The sequence below is a fragment of the Exiguobacterium sp. s189 genome, assembly GCF_018617615.1.
GTDB classification, from domain to species: domain Bacteria; phylum Bacillota; class Bacilli; order Exiguobacteriales; family Exiguobacteriaceae; genus Exiguobacterium; species Exiguobacterium aestuarii_A.
The window spans coordinates 126,234-142,916 of record NZ_JACSKM010000001.1 but is presented as its reverse complement, the minus strand read 5'-3'; the positions used below and the strand labels follow the sequence as shown (position 1 = coordinate 142,916).

Sequence of the window (16,683 nt, the reverse complement as noted above, 5' to 3'; positions counted from 1 at the left end):
GTTCACTCCTTCGAATATAACTCTTCTCGCAACTCACGTTGAACGTCGGCCTTATACGCGCGCAATCGACTTGCGGAGTAGTCGAGCGTCTGTTCTGTGCCGTCAATCAGGTGACAGAGAAGTTCGAAGTGGCGTGGGGATAGGTTCTTCCGTTGTTCGTCGAGCCAGTCAAACAGATGGCGCTCGGATGTCATGCATTGCTCAGGGATCCGTTCGGCGGCGACCTCATGCTTCAGGTGCCGTGCGTTCTTTTGTTGATGATTCAGGATCGCCCCACGGATGCGCTGGAAGCAGTACGTCTTCGATAGCGTACAGCCGCGATTCAATGCTTCCCATAGGGCGATGCGTGCAATTTGGACACAGTCGTCCTGCTCGTTCGGGTGGATGTTCAAGTGGCGGATGACGTAATGGATCATCGGCTCCCATTCTGCGATTTGTTCGTCAATCGTTTTCATCGTCGATTCTTTTCCGAGCGCTCTTTCGTATTCCTAGGTTGAAGCGAGTATAAACGCTATTCCCCCCGCCTAGCGACCGCCCTTATCACACATAAGCCCAGGGGATATCTCCGATAACATTGGGATTAAGGTGACAGAGGCGTTAGTCATTGGTGTAACAACGACAGAAAGGAGAAGAATAGCGTTTCTTTCCTGCTGGCGTTGTATTAACCAGATGAATCATTCGATTTGACCGATATGATGGACACATTCCATCATTTCTTGATGAAAGAATGTTTCAGTCAACCGCTGACCGCTTTCCCGGACATGCTATACTAAAAGAAAATGACAGGAATAGGTGGAATGGTCATGGGGAACACAACACCACGCAACTCCAAATGGATGAGGTCCTATAATCGGGCGCTCATCCTTCGGCTCATCCGGCTCCATCAGCCGGTGTCCCGCGTTGAGCTCGCCAAGAAGACGAGTTTGACGAAGCCGACAATCTCAAACATCGTCAATGAACTGAAAGAAGAAGGACTGATCAATGAGCGGGAGCTCGGTGTCTCGAGTGGGGGACGACGCCCGATCATGCTCGAGCTCGCGGCGAGCGACCGTTTCGTCATCGGCATCGATGCGACGCAGCGGAAGCTGCATGGGGTCGTCACGAACATCCATGGGGAACTGCTCGACGAGGCATGGCATGACGAACGGTTCGACACGAACGAGGAGTTCATCGATGCCATCGTCGCACTGTACATAACGTTGAACGACCGTACGGAAGGCGACGTCATCGGACTCGGCGTCTCCGTGCACGGGATGGTCGAGGCGGGTGACGGGGTCGTCTTGTTCGCACCACGTTTTCACTTGCACGACATTCCGCTCAAGCACGAACTCGAGAAACGCCTCGGTCAGCACGTCTTCGTCGAGAACGACGTGCGGACGCTCGCCCTCGGTGAGCTGTATTTTGGGGAAGCGATCGGCATCGAGGAGTTCTTTTATGTGTATGCCGGATACGGGATAGGGGGAGCGTATGTCCACGCAGGCGAGTTGATTGATGGGGAGCATCACATCGCCGGTGAGATCGGACATATGCGCATCATGCTCGATGGACCAATCTGTTCGTGCGGGAACCGGGGCTGTTTAGAGGCGGTCGCAGGTGAGCGTGCCATCTTGAACGAGGCCCGTCAACTCGCGCATGATCTGACGCTCGACGATCTTCGTGATTCCGTAAGCTCGAATCAAGATGTTCAAAAGCTGTATGAACGGGCCGGTGAATATATCGGCATCGCCACGCTCAATATGATCCATCTTTTGAATCCGGGCCGTATTCTTCTCGGGGGACCACTCTTCAACTATGCGCCGGACGTCGTGACGAACATCCAGGATCGTGTCGCCCAGACGGCGCTCACCCTCGACGCCCGTCAGACCGACATCCGTGTCGTCCCGTGGAATGTCAGCCAAGGCGCACTCGGGGCCGCGGCACTCATCACGAACGAGATGTTCGGTGAAATTCAATGAAACAATGAGTCGTCTTTCTCTTGTAGAAAGGCGATTTTTCATTTCTTTAAAAGAAAGCGTTTACAACGTAAACAAAGGCATGCTATAGTCTATGTGTAGTTAGATAATAAATTTAATTTACTAAGTAAGGGGTGACACTCTCAACGACACGTTTGGAGGGGTAGCGATGCAAAAAGAGACACCATTGAAAGACCAGTTCCATGCGATCTTCGGTCGCTACGGGGCGACCCGATTGTTCGCACGACACGACTTCGCCTTCGACGAAATGGAAGCGTTCACAGGCGAGGAGACGAGCATGATCATCACGCGCTCTAGACGCGACGGCATCTTTCGTCTCTATGACGAGGAGACGCGTGACATCCGATTGTTCCGGGCATCGACGCTCTCTCGCGACGTGTCGTTCGACGACATGGACGGCTTGTTCGAACTGTTGCTCTGGCGATTGAAAGAACAGGACGCATTACCGTTCGGGGCGGACCTGTACGTCGTCGGCCCATACATAGACGGACCGAAGCTCGATTTGGAACTGATCACGTACACATTGACACGGCTCGGGGATCGCCCGATGCCAGACCATCTTATTCGGGAGTTATGCCATCGTATCGTGGCGTGACAACACATTCAAAGGAGAATGAACATGAAAAAAACGACGATTGCACTCGCATCATCTGTCTTAATGCTCTCATCTTTACTCGCTGCGTGCGGCGACGACGAACAAGCGGCGGCGACAACGGAAGACGGCAAGCCGGTCATCACATGGTGGGGCTGGGCGCCACAACCTGAAGTCGGGGAAGAAATGGCGAAGGCGTTCAACGAATCGCAAGACGACTACGTCGTCAAATTCAAGCGTCTCGAAGACTACGAGCAACAGCTCCAAGTCGCGATGCTCGGGGGAGACGGTCCGGATGTCATCGGTCTCAAGGAACCGATGATTCCGCAATATAAGGATCGCCTCGTACCAGCGAAAGACTATATGGACAAAGCAGCCGGCGAAGGCTGGAAAGAAAAATTGATCGAGCTCGGCGTCGAACAGACGACGGTCGACGGCGAACAGTACGCGGTACCGGTCGGCTTCACAGGACAGGCATACCTCATGTACAACAAGACGCTCCTCGACAAATACGGCGTGACACCGCCGAAGACGTATGACGAGACGGTCGCAGCGATCGACAAGATCAACGCCTCAGGCGACAAGGTCATCCCGATGCAACTCGGCGCGAAAGACGCATGGGTCGGCGTCGACGTCTTCAACGTCTTGAGCCACCAGGTCGCACCAGGCTACATCCAGGACGTGCTCGCGGGTGACGCGAAGTGGACGGACAAAGAGATGGTCGAGACGGCTGAACTTTGGCAACAACTGTACGAAGACAAAGTGTTCCAAGAAGGGGCATTGGGTCTTGCGACATACATGGACGGCATGAACAACTTCTTCGACAAGAAAGCCGCGATGTGGATCATCGGTTCATGGGAAGCCCACTCGATGACGACGGTCGAGAAGCGTGACAAGTGGAACAACTTCGAAGACGAGATCGGCTTCGTCCCGATGCCGAACCTCGCAGGTGGCACGGAACAACCGGTCATCGCTTCAATCGACATGGCACTCGGTGTCAACAAAGAATCGAAACAACAAGAAGGTGCGGCTGCCTTCATCGCCTACATGACGCAAGGCGAAGGCCAAGCGCTCTACATGGAGAAGTTTGAGATGGCACCAGCCGTCAAAGACATCGAAGTCGCTTACGAAGACAAGTTCACGAACGACGTCGAGCGTCAGTCGTACGAAATCTTGAACGAGACGGTGAAGAACGCTGTCGCCGGACGCGGAATCCGTGACCCGAAAGTGTACGACGCACTCGGTAAAGAACTTCAAAACATCGCTGCCGGACAAGATGCGAAAGAAGCACTCGCACGCATCCAGGCGATTGCGGACCAAGGTAAATAATCGAACGAGCGCCAGTAGCCAGACTCACTGGCGCTCGATTTTTTGAATCTGAAAGTGAGGGAACCTTATGCAACAAGCAACCGATTTGAACAAGTCCAAGCCGAAGCTCACGTCGGTACCACCGAGCGCGCCGAACCCGATCCGAAAGAAGGAGCGGATGAAGCAGAACTTGATCGGCTGGGCGTTCGTCGCCCCGACCGTCCTGTTCGTCATCGCCTTCATCTATTACGGCATCTTCTATAACGCCTATCACTCGCTCTTCTCGTGGGACGGGATCTCGTTTGAGAAAGTGTATGTCGGCTTCGAGAACTTCGCACGGATGTTCCAAGATCCAGAATTTTATAACGCGCTCAAAAATACGGGCATCTTCACGATCTTGACGGTCACGATTCAGGCGGGTCTCGGGCTCGTGTTGGCCTATTTGCTTCACACGAAAGGCGCGGGCCGGACGTTCTTCAAATCGGTGTTCTTCTTCCCGGTCGTCTTAAGCCCGGTCGTCCTCGGGGCGGCGTTCACGCAAATCTTTGACTTCCAGTTCGGTTACATCAACGAATTCCTTCGCATGATCGGACTCGGTGCTTTGGAGCAGAACTGGCTCGGTGACCAGGATGTCGCGCTCTACGCCATTATCTTGATCAACATCTTCCAGTGGACGGGCTCGTCGATGATCATGTATTACATGGCGATGCTCGCGATCGAACGGGAAGTGTTCGAGGCGGCCAATATCGACGGAGCCGGCTTCTGGCGCACGCTGTGGAGCGTCGTCTTCCCGAACTTGAAAGGGACGACGTTCACATTGACGATCCTCGGGGTCATCGGTGGTCTGAAGACGTTCGATATCGTCTGGATCTCGACGCAAGGTGGACCGGGTAACTCGACCGAGGTCATCTCGACGTACTTGTTCCGAAAATCGATGCTTCATCAAGAGGTCGGTTACGCCAGTGCCGTCGCCATCATCTTGCTCGCGATCGCTCTCGGTATCACGTACTTCCAGATGCGTGTACAGAAGAAAATGGACTAAGGGGGAGTAGCTATGGAACTGCAAACGAAAAAAGGAAGATGGTTCACGAATATCGGTCTCTCGCTCATGGCGGTCCTCTGGTTGTTCCCGATCTTCGTCATGTTCAAGGAAAGCTTACGTGTCAACGGCTTTGAAAACTATATCGCGACGCTTCAAAACCCGAACTTCCCACAGTTCGTCATCAACAGCTTTATCGTCGCGTTCTTCATGATTCTCATTTCGATCTCGCTTCTCGCCTTTGCGGCGTTCGGTTTCTCGAAACTCCAGTTCGCTGGGAAGCGCCTGTTGTTCAATCTCGTCTTGGCAGGGTTGATGCTACCGGTCGCCTCGCTCATCGTGCCGCTCTTCTTCACATTGCGTACGCTTGACGGGCTCAACAGCTATTGGGGATTGATTGGTGCCGAAATCGCCTTTTTCCTTCCGTTCGGTCTCATGCTCATCAAGAGCTACTTCGATGAGCTGCCAAACGAATTGATGGAAGCGGCGCATATTGACGGGGCGTCGACGTTCCAAATCTTCTATAAAGTCATGATGCCGCTTGCCAAGCCGGCGCTCGCGACAGCGACGATCTACGCGTTCCTCAACTCGTGGAACGAGTACTTGATGGTCCTCACGTTCATGACGGACCCGGCCAAGCAGACGGTGACGATGGCACCGACTTTCTTCACGGAAGCGCTCGGCGGGGACCCTGGTAAACTGTACGCCTCGCTCGTCTTGATCAGCTTGCCGACGATGGTGTTTTATATCTTCTTCCAACGCTTCTTACAAAAAGGCATGACTTCGGGAGCGGTCAAATAATCGATTGAGGTGAACAGCATGTATTTAGGAGTAGATTATTATCCAGAACAGACGGACCGTGCGCTTTGGGACGAGGACGTCCGCTTGATGAAAGAGCTCGGGGTCAACGTCATCCGTATGGCCGAATTCGCCTGGACGATGATGGAGCCGGCAGACGGTGAGTTCGACTTCTCATTTTGGGACGAGGTCGTCGAAACGTTCGGCGAACACTTTGACATCGTCCTCGGCACGCCGACGGCGACACCGCCCGCATGGCTCATCGAGAAGTATCCGGACATTCTCCCGGTGACAAAAGACGGCGTCCGCATCAGTTTCGGTGCCCGTCGTCATTATACGGTCAACAGCCTCGTATACCGCGAGTACTGTGAACGCATCACCCGAAAGATGGTGGAACGGTACGGACGTCATCCGCGCGTGATCGGCTGGCAGACGGACAACGAGTATGGACATGAACAGTCGGACCGCTCGTACGGCGATGTCGATCAAGTGGCGTTCCAGGAATGGCTGAAAGAACGTTACGAGACGCTCGACGCGCTCAACGCGGCTTGGGGGACCGTCTTCTGGAGCCATACATATACGGCATGGACACAGATTCCGGTTCCTCGCACCGTGTTCCAGGAACACAACCCGTCACTTCTCGTCGATTTCGACCGTTTCTGTTCGGACGCGTATCGCTCGTTCAACAAACTCCAAGTCGACACGCTCCGTCCGCTCATCCACGAGGACGCATTCATCACGCATAACCTGGTGTATAGCGACATGGCGATCAACCAGCAACAGATGGCCCAAGACCTCGACTACGTCTCGTTCGACAACTACCCGGTCTGGGGCGGATTGCCGGAGCCGAACCGTTTCGAGAAGACGGCGCACGACCATGACCTGTGCCGCTCGTCAAAACAAGGAAAAGGGTTCTGGGTGATGGAGCAACTCAGTGGGGCCCAAGGATGGAGCCGCATCGGCTACTTGCCACGACCAGGACATATCCGCCTCTGGACACATCAAGCTGTCGCCCGTGGTGCCGAGGCAATTGTCTACTTCCGATTCCGTGCTGCTGATTTTGGGACAGAGGAGTTCTGTCACGGCATCATCGACCATGACGGGAAGCCGAAACGGAAATTTGAAGAAGTGAAACACGTCATGTCAGAGCTTCACGCGCATGGCGACATGATCAATGCGGCTGCATACAAGTCGGACGTCGCCGTCTATTTCGACCAAGAGAACTTATGGGCGTGGACGCACCAGCCGCACTCGGACGCGTTCAACTTCAAACAAGAGTTCGTCCGCTTCTATGGTGCGGCCGTCCGTCAAGGGGTCAATACGGATATTGTCTTTCCGGGTGATGCGCTCGACTCGTATAAGCTCGTCATCGTCCCACTCTATTTCCTCGGGAATGATGTGTTCGACGAGACACTCATCGACTATATCGAGAACGGTGGGAACGTCATCTTCACGTATCGCACTGGGGTGAAAGACCCAATCAACCGTTGTCACAACTTGACGCTCCCAGGCAAGTTCGCCGAGTACGCCGGGATTGAGATTGACGAGTACGAGAGCTTACAAGCCGTCCAGTCGAACGAGGTCCGCCTCGGCGACCAAGTGTCTGAGGCGAACATCTGGTGCGACTTGATCACGCCAAAAGGTGCCGAGGTGTTAGCGACTTACGGGCAGGCGTTCTATAAAGGAACGGCGGCCATCACGCGTCACACGTATAAAGGCGACGTGACGTATATCGGCTCATCGGTCGATGATGCGATGCTCGACACGGTCTATCACGAGGCACTCACACGCGCCGGCATTGACGCGCACCGACTCCCGGACGATGTCGAGAAAGTCGATCGTCATGGGGACGGGCAGTTGATCCGCTTCTATTTGAACCATTCGACCGAGGTCACGTCATCTATCGAACTTGACGGTACGTGGCAGACGCTCGACGGGGAGACGGTGACGGGCACGCTCGAACTCGAACCGCTCGCGGTCGCCCTCCTCAAACGGGAGGTGGAAGCATGATCGTTCGTCACGACAATCGGTTCGCCCTCATCGGGACGAATCTCACGTACGTGTTTGATGTCGATGCACGCGGTCGTCTCGTTCATCAGTATCTCGGTGGACGCCTGCATGAGTCGGATATCAACGAACTACCGGACGCGCGCGTGTTGCACTCGTCGTTCGAGACACCGGAAGGGGTGGCCGCTTACGAGTTCACCTCGTTCGGCGACCTCGTCTATACGGAACCGACGTTGAAGAGTCATACCGAGACGGAACGGCTGCATGTGTTCGCACTCCGTGATGCACGGATCGATGGCGAGACGCTCGAAATCGATTTGGTCGATTCGATTCAGTCTCTTCACGTGACGCTACAGTTCACGCTTTATCCGGCGTACGACATCATCGCCCGGCGTATGACCGTCAAAGCAGGAGAGACGGTCACGCTCGATAGCGCACAGTCGTTCAGCCTCGGACTCATCGAGCGCGACATGCGACTCCGTCATTTCAGCGGGGCGTGGACGAGCGAGTTCCAGCTTCAAGAAGGGCCGCTCCTCCCAGGTAAGAAGACGATCGAGAGTCGTCGCGGGTTGACCAGCCATCAAAGCAACCCGTGGTTCGCACTCGACAGTGACGCCACAGAGACACATGGGGAAGTCGTCTACGGATTCCTTGGTCACTCCGGTAATTGGGCGCTCCATTTCGAGAAAGATCAGTTCGGCTTCACGCAAGTGACGGGCGGAATCAACCCGTTCGACTTTGCGAAGACGCTTCAAGCGGGGGAGTCGTTCACGACACCGACAGGCTATATCGGTTATACACAACGCGGATTCGGCGGCATGAGCCAGAACGCCCACGATTTCGAGCGCGACGTCATCATGCCGGAAGTGACGCGTGACGTGTTGCGCCCGGTCCTCTACAACTCGTGGGAGGCGACCTACTTTGACGTCAGCGAGGACGGTCAAAAACGTCTCGTCGACGAGGCGGCCGCCATCGGCTGTGAGTTGTTCGTCGTCGATGATGGCTGGTTCGGTGAGCGTCACTCGGACGCGGCCGGACTCGGGGATTGGCATGTCAACGCGATGAAGTTCCCGAACGGGCTCGACCCGCTCGTCCGCTACGTCAAGGAGAAAGGTCTCCAGTTCGGGCTATGGGTCGAACCGGAGATGGTCAATCCAGATTCAGACCTGTACCGAACCCATCCGGAGTGGATTTACTATACGGACGGACGTCCGTCGACGACGTCGCGAAACCAGTTCGTCTTGAACCTCGCCTTGCCTGAAGTCGAGGCGAACGTGACGAAATGGCTCGACGAGTTGCTCGGACGACACGACATCCGTTACATCAAGTGGGACATGAACCGCGCCTTCTCCGAACCGGACAGCCCACATCTACGTGACGCGAAGGAACTGTGGCTCCGTCACGCGGAAGCCGTGTATCGCATCCTCGACACGTTACGGGAAAGACATCCGAACGTCGCGTTCGAATCATGCGCCGGCGGCGGTGGACGGATCGACCTCGGTGTCCTCTCGCGCGTCGAACAAGTTTGGACGAGCGACAACACGGACGCACTCGACCGTCTCACGATCCAGGAAGGCTTCTCATACGCCTATAACGCCAAAATGATGAGCTGCTGGGTGACGGACGCGCCGAACTGGTTGAACAATCGTTCGTTGCCACTCGGATATCGGTTCGTCAGCGCCATGCAAGGAACGCTCGGCATCGGCGGCAACTTGCTCGAATGGACGAAAGAAGAATTGGCAGAAGCGAAAGAATGGATCGCGACATATAAGACGATCCGCCCGCTCGTGCAGCACGGGACGAGCCATCGTCTCGCCTCGCTCAAACGGGACGGCTTCCACGCCGTAGGCTATACGGACGGAGAAGACTACGTCGTCCTCGTCAACGCCGACCGACGCCAGTACGGGAAGAACCGCTTACGCGTGAAGCTACGCGGACTCGACCCGGAGCGGACGTACGAACTAGAAGGGCGCCCCTTGAGCGGACGCTATTTGATGGAACAAGGCATAAACCTCACACAACAAACAGACTATGACGCGTATTGCCTGGTCATCCACCCGGCATGAGCGATGGAAGGGATGAAGCCATATGCTTTCATTTGACATGGAACAGCTGAGACAACAATTCGAGGAGGTGTTCGCCGTGTCAGCAGACCGGGTGTTCTTCGCACCGGGTCGCATCAACTTGATCGGCGAGCACACCGACTATAACGGAGGGCACGTCTTCCCATGTGCGATCACGTTCGGGACGTATGGACTCGTGAAGAAGCGGGAGGACGATTTGATTCGTGTCTACTCACGCAACTTCGAGGACGTCGGTATCGTGTCGTTCCCTGTGACGGACGGGACGTATGAGGCGAGCCACGACTGGGCAAACTACGTGAAAGGTGTCGTCACGCTCCTTCGACAAGACGGGCACGACATCCACGGGTTCGACTTCCTCCTCGCGGGCAATATCCCGAACGGGGCGGGTCTCTCGTCATCGGCTTCCCTCGAACTCGTGACGGCGTTCATGTTGAATGAAGTGTACGGTCTCGGTCTCGAACGGCTTGACCTCGTCCGACTTGGACAGAAGGTCGAGAACACGTTCATCGGTGTCAACAGTGGCATCATGGACCAGTTCGCCATCGGGATGGGCAAAGCCGGGCAGGCGATGCTCCTCGATTGTGAGACGCTCCATCACGACTACGCACCGATCGCACTCGACGGATACGACATCGTCATCATGAACACGAACAAACGTCGCGAGCTCGCCGACTCGAAATATAACGAGCGACGACGTGAATGTGACACGGCGCTCGGTCTGATTCAACCGAAATTCGACGTGGAGTCACTCGGACAGCTGTCAATGGAGACATTCGAACAAGTCGCCCTCGACTTGCCGGAGACGCTCCGCAAACGGGCACGTCACGCCGTCTCGGAGAACGAGCGGACGAAACTTGCCTATACCGCTTTACAAGAAGGACGCCTTGAGACGTTCGGTCAGTTGATGAACGCGTCACACGCGTCGCTTCGTGACGATTATGAAGTGACGGGGCTCGAGCTCGACACGCTCGTCGCGGCCGCCCAAAGCTGTGAAGGTGTCATCGGGGCCCGCATGACAGGAGCAGGATTCGGTGGCTGTGCCATCGCTATCGTCCGACAAACGGATACGAACGCGATGATCGAACAGACATCCGCGAAGTACGAAGAGACGATCGGTTACGCGCCGACATGTTACGTCGCCTCGGTCGGGGACGGCGTCCGAGAACTCGTAGAGGAGGAAGTGAAATGAGTGTACTTGTCGTCGGCGGTGCCGGCTATATCGGATCGCACGCCGTCCGTGCCTTATTGAAAGACGGGGAGGACGTCGTCATCCTCGATAATCTTCAGACGGGACACGTCGAGTCGATCCCGCAAGATGTTCGTTTCTATGAAGGGGACTTACGTGACCGCACGTTTGTGAAAGAGGTATTCGCGAAAGAAAGGATCACGGACGTTCTTCATTTCGCTGCGAACTCGCTCGTCGGTGAATCGATGACGGACCCGCTCGCTTACTATGACAACAACGTCTTCGGGACACAGGTGCTCCTTGAGGCGATGCGGGACGCGGGGGTGAAGCGGATCGTCTTCTCCTCGACGGCCGCGACATACGGCGATCAGACCGTCATGCCGATCGATGAGACGGCGCTGACGAACCCGACGAACACGTACGGGGCGACGAAGCTCGCGATGGAGTCGATGATTCGCTGGTGTGACCAGGCGCACGGCATCCGCTCGGTCGCGCTCCGTTACTTCAACGTCGCTGGTGCAATCGCGACCGGGGAGATCGGGGAAGACCACGACCCGGAGACGCACCTCATCCCGATCGTCCTTCAAGTGGCGAACGGGCAGCGTGACGCCATCACCGTATTCGGTGACGACTATGCGACAGAAGACGGCACGTGTATCCGTGACTATATCCACGTTCAAGACCTTGTCGATGCGCATCTTCTCGCACTTCGTTATTTACGGGAAGACGGGGCGAGCGACGTGTTCAACCTCGGGACGGCGAACGGACTATCCGTGCTTGAAATCGTTGAAGCGGCACGCCACGTGACGGGGCATGACATCCCGGTCCGACTCGGAGAACGCCGCGCCGGCGACCCGGCGAAGTTGATCGCCTCGTCTGAGAAGGCACGAAGCGCCCTTGGTTGGACACCGACCCGCTCGAATGTCGAGACGATTTTGACGGACGCGTGGAACTGGCATGCGACCCATCCGTTCGGTTATCAGGCGAAAGAGGTGAGACGATGATCGATGTGACGATTGAGGCACTCGTCGAGGCGGCGATTCGTGCAGAGTTGATCGACGAACAGGACCGGATCTATTCACGGAACCGTGTGCTCGCCACGCTTCATAAACTCGACATGGACGTCCCGACGTCTGTGCCGTCGATGGCAATCCCAGACGCATTAGAGGAGCTGGTCGCGTATGCGCTCGAACAGGAGTTGATCGAACCGATCCTTGAAGAGAAGGACCGCTTCATGGCCGAAGTGATGGACGTCTTCGTCTCGAAACCGTCTGAAGTGACGCGTCGCTTCAATGAACTCCGTGCGACGGACGTGACAGCGGCAACGGATTATTTCTATCGGATGAGCCAGGCGTCAAACTATATCCAGACACGGCGGATCGCGAACAACATCACGTATCAAGCACCGACCCGCTATGGCACGCTCGATATCACCATCAACTTCTCCAAACCGGAGAAGGACCCGCGTGAGATCGCACTCGCCCGGACGCAGCCGACCCCGACGTCGAACTATCCGAAAGGATTGCTCGCGATCGAGAACGAAGGCTACGGCGGACACTTGAAACACCCGGCGCGTGCGAACCATCGCGTCATCCCGCTCACGCTCGGCGGACAGCCGTGGTCGTTCCAATATTCACCGTACCTCTACTACAACGAGCACTCGATCTTGTTGTCGAACGAAGTACGCGACATGGTCATCGACCGGGGCGCGTTCGAGCGTCTGCTCGACTTCATCACACAGTTCCCGCACTATTTCGCCGGGTCGAACGCGGACTTGCCAATCGTCGGAGGCTCGATTTTGACGCACGACCATTATCAGGCCGGCCGCTACCGGTTTGCGATGGACGATGCGCGAGTCATCTCGACGTATCGCTCGGAGCGCTATGACCAAGTCGAGATTGAGACACTCTACTGGCCACTCTCGGTCGTACGTCTCCGTTCCCGTCAACAAGAGCAGCTCGTCATGTTGGCGAATCAGTTGCTAGGGTATTGGCGTGACTATGAGGACGAATCGAGTGAGGTCATCCCGTATACGGACGGCATCCCGCATAACACGGTCACTCCGATCGCGAGACGGCGGCACGGGCGCTACGAGCTCGATCTCGTTCTTCGGAACAATCGGACGAGCGACGCACATCCGGACGGGATCTTCCATCCGCATGCTGACGTTCACCATATCAAGCGTGAGAATATCGGCTTGATCGAAGTGATGGGGCTCGCCGTCTTACCGGCACGCCTGAAGACAGAACTCGAACAAGTCGTCCGTTATGTCGCGGGTGAAGACGTCGAAGTCGAAGCAATGCATCAGGAATGGGCGGACACGTTGCGGAAGAAGGCAGGCGACCCGAAAACAATCGTCGACCAAGCCGTCGTCGACAAGTTCGTGAAAGGACTCGAAGACGCCGGTGTCTTCAAACAGACGGAAACGGGGCAGGAACGGTTTGATGTGTTCGTCCGTTCGCTCCTGAGTCATGTCGATAAAGTGGAGTACGGAACACCAAGGTCGGGAATGAGAGAGAAAACGAACTAAAGGTGGTTGTACGAGTGAAACAAGCGACGATTCAAAACACCAACGGCATGAAACTATCCGCCATCGATTATGGCTGCGCGATGACGGAACTGACGGCCCCGGACCGAGACGGCAATCTCGACTCGGTCATCTTGAAATATGGGGACGTCTCTCAATACTTAGAAAACCCGGTCTATCTCGGATCGGTCGTCGGGCGAATCGCTGGACGGATCCGTGACGCGGAGATCGATGGTGTCGCCTTGACCCCAAGCGAGGCGCCCCATCATATCCATGGAGGCGACAAAGGCATCACGGCCCGTTACTGGGAGATGGATGCCGACGAACAGTGCATCCAGTTCACGTATGTGAGCCCGGACGGGGAAGAAGGATATCCCGGAAACGTCTTCTTCAAAGTGTTATATGAGCTGACAGATGACAATGAACTGATTGTCACGATGACGGCGGAGACGGACCAACTGACGTGGGTCAACCTGAACCATCACAACTACTTCAATCTCGGGGGACGCCCGACCATCCACGACCATGAGCTGACGCTACCAGCCGATTCGGTCGGGGTGCTCGATACGGAGTCGCTGCCGACAGGAGAGCTGCGGGATGTGAGCGGTACCCCGTTTGATTTTCGTGACGGGAAAGTGGTCCAAGAGGCGCTCGAGTCAGGAGACGAGGCGATTGTAAAAGCCGGTGGGCTCGATCATCCGTTCATTTTGAAGGACGGGGAGACGAGATTACATGACCCGGTGAGCGGACGGACGATGACCGTCGAGACGAATCAACCGGTCATGGTCGTTTATACAGGTAACTTCCTCAGTGAAGAGACACCGGTAACGCTCGACGGCCGACAAAAACATAGCGCGATTTGTCTCGAGGCACAGGCGTTCCCGGACGCCCCGAATCATCCAGACATCGCGACCTCGATCGAACTGAAACCGGGTGAGTTGTATCACTCGCGGACGGTGTATCGATTTGGGGTGGAGTGAGAAAATAGATTTGATGACGTAATAGCGTCATCAAATCTATTTTCTCATAATGGTTACATTTAACGATTTAAAATTAATTATTTATTTTTATATTACTGTTTTGAAAAATAAAAACGAGTTCATGACACGGTAGAGTCGATTTTTTAGTTTCTTAAATATGTGCAAAAAGTATTTTGTTAGTAATGAACGTTGCACACATAAGAAGAAGTTATTACTCAAATAACTGTTCAGGATGCATAGTCTTAAGATAATCTGAGATTTTTTTCTCTTCAATTAATTCATAAATACTTACTTTATTCAAAACATTCATGATGAAATCAGTCGCAACATACATTCTATACACATCTTCGGTAAAGTTATAAAGTCTCTCAACGGCATATTCTTCAATTAATTTTGCAGGTTGTTTCCCAATCTCATATGGGTGACTTAAATTTGATGCTAACCAGTAATGATTAGAAGCTTTTTTAAGTAACTCTTTTAAAAAGAGGGAGTAATTCTTTTCAGTATCTTCTAGTATTAGGTTATAATTTTCTATCATACTTTTAAAAGTGATGTTTGGATCATTTTTTTGTTTTTTCCAAGAGTTGATTGACGAACTAACATCGAAAGAGCTGTATCTAATTTTTTTAATTTTGTATTGTACATCAGAATGTACAAGGGCAGAAGTTAGTAAGTGAATAGCAACTTGAAATCTTTCTATTAATACCCTGCCATTTCTATACTTTGAGAGCATTGATTGTCTCTCGCTAAAGATTTCATAGTCACCGTCATTGCGATTAATAAACTCACTTATCCAATTGTTTTTTGATTCCTCGTTCATAAAGTTAAGTGAATCATCAAATGAATATGACAGTGGAGTGAATTCGAGTGAGCTTTTTTGAAAATAGGATTCATAATTATTTTTTAATTTTTCAGGTGAATATTTTAAAGTTCGCCCAATTTTTTCAAACCAATCTTCCTGGTTTATAGGGTCACCTTTTTCTACTCTGATGATACTACTTCTATGGATACCAGTTTTTTCTGCAAGTACAGATTGCGTCATATTTAAGGCTTTTCTGCGCTCCCTTATTAAACTTCCTGGATGGGTACCGAAAGTATTCATATTAAATTCCTCCTTGTAACGTAACAATTTTATTTAATACACATCTATATAATAACGACTTTTTTATAAAAAGTTATTTTTTTTTGATATATTTAATAGAAAAGTATCAAAAATATCTTATGTGTAGTATTATTTCCTCAGAGAGTCGCATTTTAAAAGTGAATAACGCCGAGTGATTTCTATTATTATCAACTGTTCTGCTGTAGAAATTTATATCAATGTAAGAGAATATGAAAGACTAAACTTAGTATAGTGTGGTGAGAACTTTATAATTGTAGCACTGCGTTTCAATTTGAAGAAGGATTAGAGATTTCACTGGATTTATCTTTCGGAGGAGTGAACTAAATGAATAATTTCATATGTTATAGTTGTGGCTTTCGGATTCATGACAAACAAAATGCGTTAATAGTTATTGAAAAAAGTTTTAGTGGTGAATATATTGCAGGTTTTATTGTTCATAAACAAAAATGCGATGATAAACTTATAGCGCAAATTAATAAGAGAAGAAACAATTCTAATTCCTCTATGGAACTGTCAGCCTTTAACACAGATTTGGAACTAATGAAGTATCTAGAAACTGGAAAACTCTAGACTCAAGGGGGCTATGCTATGAAAGTGTGTGAAGAATGCAAAACTAATGTAGAATTCTTAGTGTATATCGATGACGCATCAAATTCCGAAATTTGTGAAAAATGTTTAGGAATACACTTGAAAAGAAAAGATATAGTCCGTTGCGACGACTGTGAACAGTATATTGAATTTGAAATTTCCAAAGAATATGAAGACGAATACGGCGATAAAATATACTATTGCGAGGGATGCGATGAGAGTCAAATGCCAGATTTCGTTGATAGTGAGAAAGAGTATGAAGAATATCTAGAAACTAGAAATTTTGACGATTAATCCTGAAACAAAAAACAATATTTATAGATTGACCTATAGCGATATAAGTCATACTTAGAAGATCTTGATCAGGCTGCTTGATTCCCGTATTTTAACGGTTTTAGGCAGTCTGATTTTCATTAAATACGTTCTTAGTTATAAAAAAATAATTGTGTTTAACCCGTTCGTAAAACTTGTATGCTCT

General features: G+C 52.5%; 14 protein-coding genes. 12 read left to right on the top strand and 2 right to left on the bottom strand.

What is annotated here, in order from left to right; all coding sequences use genetic code 11:
* Positions 1-2: 2 nt before the first annotated feature.
* Positions 3-455 (bottom strand): sigma factor, encoded by a 453-nt coding sequence (locus KNO99_RS00665; protein ID WP_214744387.1) that lies wholly within the window; start codon positions 453-455, stop codon positions 3-5.
* Between the two features lie 348 nt (positions 456-803).
* Here KNO99_RS00665 and KNO99_RS00660 point away from each other — a divergent pair, with 348 nt between their 5' ends.
* The 11 genes from KNO99_RS00660 to KNO99_RS00610 all read left to right on the top strand — a co-directional run bounded on the left by KNO99_RS00660 (position 804) and on the right by KNO99_RS00610 (position 14,494).
* Positions 804-1,955, top strand: a complete 1,152-nt coding sequence (locus KNO99_RS00660) for an ROK family transcriptional regulator (RefSeq protein ID WP_214744385.1) — start codon at positions 804-806, stop codon at positions 1,953-1,955.
* A 166-nt stretch (positions 1,956-2,121) separates the two neighbouring features.
* Positions 2,122-2,568, top strand: coding sequence for a hypothetical protein (locus KNO99_RS00655; protein WP_214744383.1), 447 nt, complete (start codon positions 2,122-2,124; stop codon positions 2,566-2,568).
* 24 nt (positions 2,569-2,592) lie between these two features.
* Positions 2,593-3,894, top strand: a complete 1,302-nt coding sequence (locus KNO99_RS00650) for an ABC transporter substrate-binding protein (RefSeq protein ID WP_251130906.1) — start codon at positions 2,593-2,595, stop codon at positions 3,892-3,894.
* 67 nt (positions 3,895-3,961) lie between these two features.
* On the top strand, positions 3,962-4,915 hold the full coding sequence (locus KNO99_RS00645) for a carbohydrate ABC transporter permease (RefSeq protein WP_214744379.1): 954 nt from the start codon (positions 3,962-3,964) through the stop codon (positions 4,913-4,915).
* A gap of 12 nt (positions 4,916-4,927) precedes the next feature.
* Complete coding sequence (locus KNO99_RS00640; protein WP_214694276.1) at positions 4,928-5,713, top strand: carbohydrate ABC transporter permease; 786 nt, start codon at positions 4,928-4,930, stop codon at positions 5,711-5,713.
* Between the two features lie 18 nt (positions 5,714-5,731).
* Positions 5,732-7,720 (top strand): beta-galactosidase, encoded by a 1,989-nt coding sequence (locus KNO99_RS00635; protein WP_214744377.1) that lies wholly within the window; start codon positions 5,732-5,734, stop codon positions 7,718-7,720.
* Entirely contained in the window at positions 7,717-9,783 is a 2,067-nt protein-coding gene (locus KNO99_RS00630; protein WP_214744375.1) for an alpha-galactosidase, read from the top strand. Before KNO99_RS00635 ends, KNO99_RS00630 begins: the two co-directional genes overlap by 4 nt.
* A gap of 22 nt (positions 9,784-9,805) precedes the next feature.
* Complete coding sequence (locus KNO99_RS00625) at positions 9,806-10,990, top strand: galactokinase (RefSeq protein ID WP_371743016.1); 1,185 nt, start codon at positions 9,806-9,808, stop codon at positions 10,988-10,990.
* The gene (galE, locus tag KNO99_RS00620; protein WP_214744373.1) at positions 10,987-11,991 is read left to right on the top strand and encodes a UDP-glucose 4-epimerase GalE; all 1,005 of its coding nucleotides are present in this window, start codon (positions 10,987-10,989) and stop codon (positions 11,989-11,991) included. The genes KNO99_RS00625 and galE overlap by 4 nt, the downstream gene beginning before the upstream one ends.
* The gene (locus tag KNO99_RS00615) at positions 11,988-13,517 is read left to right on the top strand and encodes a UDP-glucose--hexose-1-phosphate uridylyltransferase (RefSeq protein WP_214744371.1); all 1,530 of its coding nucleotides are present in this window, start codon (positions 11,988-11,990) and stop codon (positions 13,515-13,517) included. Before galE ends, KNO99_RS00615 begins: the two co-directional genes overlap by 4 nt.
* A 14-nt stretch (positions 13,518-13,531) precedes the next feature.
* A complete protein-coding gene (locus KNO99_RS00610) occupies positions 13,532-14,494 on the top strand; it encodes an aldose epimerase family protein (protein ID WP_214744369.1) in 963 nt (320 codons plus the stop codon).
* Positions 14,495-14,705: 211 nt separating this feature from the next.
* Here the strand turns inward: KNO99_RS00610 and KNO99_RS00605 are convergent, their stop codons facing one another.
* Complete coding sequence (locus KNO99_RS00605) at positions 14,706-15,596, bottom strand: helix-turn-helix domain-containing protein (RefSeq protein WP_214744367.1); 891 nt, start codon at positions 15,594-15,596, stop codon at positions 14,706-14,708.
* A gap of 609 nt (positions 15,597-16,205) precedes the next feature.
* Here KNO99_RS00605 and KNO99_RS00600 point away from each other — a divergent pair.
* A complete protein-coding gene (locus tag KNO99_RS00600; RefSeq protein ID WP_214744366.1) occupies positions 16,206-16,499 on the top strand; it encodes a hypothetical protein in 294 nt (97 codons plus the stop codon).
* The last annotated feature ends 184 nt before the right edge of the window (positions 16,500-16,683 follow it).

Excerpts from the sequence above, each read along its gene's own strand:
- KNO99_RS00655 (WP_214744383.1), top strand. The coding sequence starts at position 2,122 with ATGCAAAAAGAGACACCATTGAAAGACCAGTTCCATGCGATCTTCGGT.
- KNO99_RS00600 (WP_214744366.1), top strand. The coding sequence starts at position 16,206 with ATGAAAGTGTGTGAAGAATGCAAAACTAATGTAGAATTCTTAGTGTAT.
- KNO99_RS00660 (WP_214744385.1), top strand. The coding sequence starts at position 804 with ATGGGGAACACAACACCACGCAACTCCAAATGGATGAGGTCCTATAAT.
- KNO99_RS00650 (WP_251130906.1), top strand. The coding sequence starts at position 2,593 with ATGAAAAAAACGACGATTGCACTCGCATCATCTGTCTTAATGCTCTCA.
- galE (WP_214744373.1), top strand. The coding sequence starts at position 10,987 with ATGAGTGTACTTGTCGTCGGCGGTGCCGGCTATATCGGATCGCACGCC.
- KNO99_RS00615 (WP_214744371.1), top strand. The coding sequence starts at position 11,988 with ATGATCGATGTGACGATTGAGGCACTCGTCGAGGCGGCGATTCGTGCA.
- KNO99_RS00630 (WP_214744375.1), top strand. The coding sequence starts at position 7,717 with ATGATCGTTCGTCACGACAATCGGTTCGCCCTCATCGGGACGAATCTC.
- KNO99_RS00605 (WP_214744367.1), bottom strand. The coding sequence starts at position 15,596 with ATGAATACTTTCGGTACCCATCCAGGAAGTTTAATAAGGGAGCGCAGA.
- KNO99_RS00625 (WP_371743016.1), top strand. The coding sequence starts at position 9,806 with ATGCTTTCATTTGACATGGAACAGCTGAGACAACAATTCGAGGAGGTG.
- KNO99_RS00635 (WP_214744377.1), top strand. The coding sequence starts at position 5,732 with ATGTATTTAGGAGTAGATTATTATCCAGAACAGACGGACCGTGCGCTT.
- KNO99_RS00640 (WP_214694276.1), top strand. The coding sequence starts at position 4,928 with ATGGAACTGCAAACGAAAAAAGGAAGATGGTTCACGAATATCGGTCTC.
- KNO99_RS00645 (WP_214744379.1), top strand. The coding sequence starts at position 3,962 with ATGCAACAAGCAACCGATTTGAACAAGTCCAAGCCGAAGCTCACGTCG.
- KNO99_RS00665 (WP_214744387.1), bottom strand. The coding sequence starts at position 455 with ATGAAAACGATTGACGAACAAATCGCAGAATGGGAGCCGATGATCCAT.